This is a genomic window from Silvanigrella sp. (genome assembly GCF_044369315.1).
In the GTDB taxonomy this organism is placed as follows: domain Bacteria; phylum Bdellovibrionota_B; class Oligoflexia; order Silvanigrellales; family Silvanigrellaceae; genus Silvanigrella.
In genome coordinates this window covers 1-5,862 of the sequence record NZ_JBIPMD010000204.1, presented here as the reverse complement: position 1 = coordinate 5,862, position 5,862 = coordinate 1, and the positions used below count along the sequence as shown (strand labels likewise).

At 32.6% G+C, this 5,862-nt stretch carries 7 protein-coding genes; all 7 read right to left on the bottom strand.

The window, feature by feature from the left end; translation table 11 throughout:
• On the bottom strand, positions 1-1,169 hold a 1,169-nt coding region (gene groL / locus ACIQ56_RS13585; protein ID WP_397601587.1), incomplete at its 3' end, for a chaperonin GroEL.
• 42 nt (positions 1,170-1,211) lie between these two features.
• The gene (groES, locus tag ACIQ56_RS13580; RefSeq protein ID WP_153419891.1) at positions 1,212-1,499 is read right to left on the bottom strand and encodes a co-chaperone GroES; all 288 of its coding nucleotides are present in this window, start codon (positions 1,497-1,499) and stop codon (positions 1,212-1,214) included.
• 279 nt (positions 1,500-1,778) lie between these two features.
• Complete coding sequence (locus ACIQ56_RS13575) at positions 1,779-2,318, bottom strand: hypothetical protein (RefSeq protein ID WP_397601586.1); 540 nt, start codon at positions 2,316-2,318, stop codon at positions 1,779-1,781.
• An 85-nt stretch (positions 2,319-2,403) separates the two neighbouring features.
• Positions 2,404-2,904 (bottom strand): deoxycytidylate deaminase, encoded by a 501-nt coding sequence (locus ACIQ56_RS13570; RefSeq protein WP_397601585.1) that lies wholly within the window; start codon positions 2,902-2,904, stop codon positions 2,404-2,406.
• Positions 2,901-4,517 carry a methylmalonyl-CoA mutase gene (locus ACIQ56_RS13565; RefSeq protein WP_397601584.1) on the bottom strand — a complete coding sequence of 539 codons (1,617 nt, stop codon included), beginning with the start codon at positions 4,515-4,517 and terminating at the stop codon, positions 2,901-2,903. Before ACIQ56_RS13565 ends, ACIQ56_RS13570 begins: the two co-directional genes overlap by 4 nt.
• Positions 4,518-4,546: 29 nt before the next feature.
• Entirely contained in the window at positions 4,547-5,332 is a 786-nt protein-coding gene (locus ACIQ56_RS13560) for a hypothetical protein (RefSeq protein ID WP_397601583.1), read from the bottom strand.
• Positions 5,333-5,427: 95 nt separating this feature from the next.
• Positions 5,428-5,862: 4Fe-4S double cluster binding domain-containing protein (locus ACIQ56_RS13555; protein ID WP_397601582.1), on the bottom strand; the 435-nt coding region annotated here is incomplete at its 5' end.

Here is a 5,862-nt window from a genome sequence, read left to right as displayed (position 1 = left end):
TTCATTTCAGACTCAGTAGCTGCGCCTACACGAATGACAGCAACACCACCTGATAATTTAGCAAGACGTTCTTGAAGTTTTTCACGATCGTAATCGGAAGTTGTATCTTCAATTTGTTTTCTAATTTGTTTAACGCGTGCTTCGATTTCAGGTTTTTGACCTTGGCCATCAATGATTGTTGTGTTGTCTTTGTCACAACGAATGCGTTTAGCAACGCCTAATTGCTCAATTGTTGTTGCTTCAAGCTTCATGCCAAGCTCTTCAGAAATAACAGTGGAGCCCGTTAAAATAGCAATGTCTTCAAGCATAGCTTTACGACGATCACCAAAGCCAGGAGCTTTTACAGCAACAATTTTTAAATTTGCGCGTAAACGGTTAAGAACAAGAGCTGCTAGAGCTTCTCCTTCAACGTCTTCAGCAATAATTAAAAGTGGTTTGCCTGTACGAACAACTTTCTCAAGAATAGGAACAAGATCTTTTAATGAAGAAAGTTTTTTATCAAAAATAAGAACAAAAGCGTCTTCGTAATTAACTTCCATTCTTTCTGCGTCATTCAAAAAATAGTTTGAAAGGTAACCGCGATCAAATTGCATTCCTTTAACAACTTCTAAAGTTGTTTCCATGCCTTTTGCTTCTTCAATTTGAATTACACCTTGCTTGCCTACTTCTTCCATAGCTTCAGCAATAATGTTTCCAATTGTCGTATCTGAATTGGCAGAAATTGTACCAACTTGAGCAATTTCATTGTGACTTGAAATCGGTTTGCTAATTTTTTTAAGTTCAGCAGTAATTTCAATAACAGCTTTATCAATACCGCGTTTTAAATCCATTGGATTGTGACCAGCAGCAACAAGCTTTACACCTTCACGGTAGATTGCTTGTGCAAGAACAGTAGCTGTAGTCGTACCGTCACCAGCAACATCAGAGGTTTTAGAAGCAACTTCTTTAACCATTTGAGCGCCCATATTTTCAAATTTATCTTCTAGCTCAATTTCTTTTGCAACAGTAACACCGTCTTTAGTAACATTTGGAGAACCGAAAGATTTATCAATAGCCACATTACGGCCTCTTGGTCCCATAGTCACTTTAACTGCGTCTGCTAGAGTGTTTACTCCAACTAGAATTTTTTTACGTGCATCTTCACCAAAATTAATCATTTTAGCTGACATGAAATTCTCCTAATGATTCCGTTTAATTTAATAAGCAAAAAATTAACCAATTACGCCAAGAATGTCATCTTCACGTAAAATAAGGTGATCTTCACCTTCAACTTTGATTTCTGTACCGCTGTATTTACTAAATAGAACGCGATCGCCTACTTTAATATCAATGGCACGAACATTGCCATCTGCAAGTATTTTGCCATTACCAACAGCAATTACAGTGGCTTCAACTGGTTTCTCTTTGGCATTGTCTGGAATGAGAATGCCGCCAGCAGTTTTAGTCTCTTCTGCTACACGCTTAACCAAAATGCGATCTGAAAGTGGACGAATCTTCATAATGAGCCTCCAAAAAGAGTGGGAAAATCCACACAAGTAAAAGTCTTAATTTAAAGGAGGATAATTGATATCCTCAAACCTTATGTGGAAAGTAAACGAGGTTTAAGATGTGTCAAGGATTTTTTTTTTAAGAGGGAAACAATCAACTAATTATCCATATTTATTATATTTTAATTCATTTTTCTCTTTATAAGAGCCCACCAAAAGCAATGACTGGAGTCTTATTTTAAAATAGGGACAAAGCTTAAATAAAATAGCACTATAATTAAAGGAGAGAATTTAATGGATGTGAATCTCTTTTAAACGAGATAATCCAATTGTCTCAATAGAAATATCTTTAGAAGACTCTTTAGAAACAGAATAAACAATTCCTTTATCATCTACAATGACGGAAACAGGTATATCTTTCTTTTTCCAATAAGAGGTAATTAACTTCCCTTTAAAAACGGATTTTTTCAATTGATCTAAAATTTTATCAGATGGATCTATCATAATTCCTAAAAAAATATTTTTCTTATTTTCAGAATATTCAAATACCTTTGAGTTATCTATAAATAACATTTTTGAACATATTTCATGATTTGTGCCTATTTCTTTATAAAATAAAAATAAAGGCATATATTCTGGATTTATAATTTTTATTTTATTTGATATTTTTAAAAAATTATTATCATCATCAAGAGGAATTCTATAATCAGCATGTTCTTTTTTGTTAGGAGAGTTGCTTATCATGATAAAACTAGAATTTTCTAAGCCAAATAATGATTGAAATTTTAATAAATAAAAAACAATTAAATAACAACAAAAAGGTTTAGTCATAAATAATTTTACCAAAAATGAATCCACATGCCTAAAGCACGCTATTCATTACATCAAAGAAAGACAGGATGCAAATAGGGGGATCTTACTCTGATGATTGGCGAACTTCTATCCCACAGGAACGCATAAATTCCATAACAAAATCGTAATCTTCATTTTTATAAGCTGTTTTAAACACAACCTGTTTTATTCCGGCAGTTATAATTGCTTTTGCGCAATCTCGACAAGGACTAAAAGTACAATATAAAGATGAATTTCTTAGATCTTGTCTAGAAGCAGCAATTGCATTGATTTCTGCATGGACCATAAAAGGATATTTGTCTGGCCTTAAATTAGGAAGTTTTGTATCATCGCATCCTGGTGGAAACCCATTATAACCAGTTGCTAAAATTCTTTTATTTTCATCAATTAGAACAACTCCAACTTGAGTTTCTCCATCATGACTACGCTTAGAAACTGCTTCTGCAATTCCAATAAAATAATCATCCCATGAAGGTCTTTGAAAAGTTTTTCTATTATCATAATTAATTTCAATTAAAGGGAAAGATTTTTTATCTTTTTTTAATTTAAAACTTGAATCACTCATAAAATAATATTTTCCTTATACTCACCAAATACTTCTCTCATCACATTGCAAATTTCACCTATACTTGCATAAGCTTTTACGGCATCAATAATATAAGGCATTAAATTATCTGTTCCCTTAGCTGCTGTTTTTAAATGAGCTAAAGAAGTTTTTACTGCATTTTGATCTCTCGTATTTTTTATATTTTTTAATCTATTGATTTGATTTTTTTCTACAGAGTTATCTATACGCAATAAACCTTCTTGCTCTTTTTCTTCAATTGAAAATTGATTCACCCCAACGATAACTCTATTTTTATTTTCTATGTCTTGTTGATATTTATAAGCGGATTTTTGAATTGAAGCTTGAACAAATCCTTCTTCAATCGCTTTTACCATTCCCCCCATAGAATCAATTTTTGAAATAATATCTAAAGCTTCATTTTCAATTCTATCTGTTACGGCCTCAACATAATAACTGCCAGCAAGGGGATCTACGGTTTCTGCAATACCACTTTCATGTGCAATAATTTGTTGAGTACGCAACGCAATACGTGCAGATTCTTCTGTTGGCAAAGCAAGGGCTTCATCTTTACTATTTGTATGAAGACTTTGAGTGCCTCCTAAAACAGCTGCTAAGGCCTGAATTGTTACCCTAACAATATTATTATCTGGCTGCTGTGCTGTAAGCGTAGACCCTGCCGTCTGGGTGTGAAAACGTAACATCAAACTTTTTGGATTTTTTGCATGAAAACGTTCTTTCATTATTTTAGCCCAAATACGTCTTGCTGCTCTAAATTTGCCAACCTCTTCTAAAAGATCTGTAAAACTATTAAAAAAGAAAGACAATCTAGGAGCAAATTCATCTACATCTAATCCCGATTTTATAGCCGCTTCTACGTAAGCAATTCCATCAGATAATGTAAATCCTATTTCTTCCGATGCTGTACTTCCCGCTTCACGAATATGATAACCGCTTATTGAAATCGTATTCCATAAAGGAACATTTTTTTTGCAGTAAGAAAATATATCAGTAATTATTCGCATAGATTGTGTTGGAGGATAGATATAAGTTCCTCTCGAAATATATTCTTTTAAAATATCATTTTGTATAGTTCCACGTAATTTATCACTTGATATACCCTGCTTTTCTGCAACTACGATATAAAGCGCTAGCAAAACAGATGCGGAAGCATTTATTGTCATTGATGTGGATATTTTATCTAAGGGAATTCCATTTAATAATATTTCCATATCAGCAAGAGTATCAATAGCAACTCCTACTTTTCCCACTTCACCAGATGCTTCGGGGCTATCGGAATCGTAGCCAATTTGAGTAGGCAAATCAAAAGCAACACTTAAACCAGTTTGTCCCTGACTTAATAAATATTTATATCTGTTGTTACTTTCCTCTGCAGTTGCAAATCCAGCATACTGTCGCATAGTCCAAAGGCTACTTCGATACATTTTAGAATGGACGCCACGCGTATAAGGATATTCACCAGGAAAACCTATTTTGTCTAAATATTTTTTATCGTCATTGGCGTTTTCTGGTGAGTAAATTTCATCAATCAAAGAGCTTGAAGCAGTAATAAATTCTGATTTACGGAGCGGATCCTTTTTATTAATAGACATTTCACAACCTCTTTTAATATCAAAATTATTTATTTTTTATCTGCCTTCATTTTAGTAATTCTACCTGGAAAATTCTCCCAATAAGTATCAGAAAATATTTGATTTAAAAGATCATCCCAACTTGGAAAATATTTTTTTTCTGCTGGATTTATAAGGGAAGCAAAGGCATCTTTACCCCAAATTAATTTACCGTTATTCGTATCTACAAGTAAAACAGAAAAACCTCCATTTATACTATAAATATCTTCTTTTGCTGCTGAACTAATCTCAGTAATTACTACAATTAAAGCTGTATCCGCATTTAATACTTTCGCAGCTAATCCATTTAAATTTTCTATCCATATTCTATCTGGAGCAAGGCAGTAAGTATAAAACTCCATGAAGTTTTTTCTTGATAAACAACTAGATGTAATTAACAATCTTGTAGATGTTTGGCTAGAATTAAACCTATCCGCCACGACCTTCATACTATCATTTAATTTATCCCAATAAGTTGGTTTTGCCGTTCCTAATGCATTTGCTACAGCAGAAAATGCATAACCATTAATATTTGGCTGTCCACTAAAAGACTGCATGACTTTGTTTTGAATTTTATTTACTAATTGATGTGTATTTATAATAGCAGGATCGATTGATGAGTATTTTGATGGATCGGGTAATAAAAATACAGGAACAGCAATAATAGAAGCAGGATTTACGGCTTCATATCCTTCTTGAATTCCGTTATTCAAAGGCTTCATAGTTTGGCACGAATAAAAAATAAATGAAAATATACAAATTGTTGCCAATTGATCCACAATGCGTTTTAAATGCATTTTACGTTTCCTTAAAATTACCCTTAACGACTTGAAAAACTCAGGGTATTAACAAAAATTAATATAACAAAAGAAAAATTCTAATAAATTATAATCTATTTATTCAATAGTTCCTTTAACTGTTTGATCGTTTTTAATATCAATTCATTATTTGAAGATGCAAGATGATCTAATATATCATTTAGTCCATCCGTTTTTGTGGCATACAAATGATATAATGCATTTCGCACAAGTCCTTGAAATTTTGCTCTTGTTGCTGCCGTACCTCCAAACCATTTTTCATACTGAGTTATGTCCATTAAAGCAATTTCTTTAACATTTAATGATAAAAAAGGCTTATGAAACTCTGAAAATTCTTTTAAAATTGGAAAATCAGTTGTTACAATATTATAAGGACAGACTTCTTGACAAATATCACATCCATAAATTGTATTCTTAAAATGAGAAATAAACTCATTAGGCACAACGTCTCTATGCTCAATGCTTAAATAGGAGAGACAACGGTTAGCGTCAAGAAAATAAGGCTTTTT

Coding starts and splice junctions, on each gene's coding strand:
- ACIQ56_RS13565 (WP_397601584.1), bottom strand. CDS start 4,517: ATGTCTATTAATAAAAAGGATCCGCTCCGTAAATCAGAATTTATTACT.
- groES (WP_153419891.1), bottom strand. CDS start 1,499: ATGAAGATTCGTCCACTTTCAGATCGCATTTTGGTTAAGCGTGTAGCA.
- ACIQ56_RS13570 (WP_397601585.1), bottom strand. CDS start 2,904: ATGAGTGATTCAAGTTTTAAATTAAAAAAAGATAAAAAATCTTTCCCT.
- ACIQ56_RS13560 (WP_397601583.1), bottom strand. CDS start 5,332: ATGCATTTAAAACGCATTGTGGATCAATTGGCAACAATTTGTATATTT.
- ACIQ56_RS13575 (WP_397601586.1), bottom strand. CDS start 2,318: ATGACTAAACCTTTTTGTTGTTATTTAATTGTTTTTTATTTATTAAAA.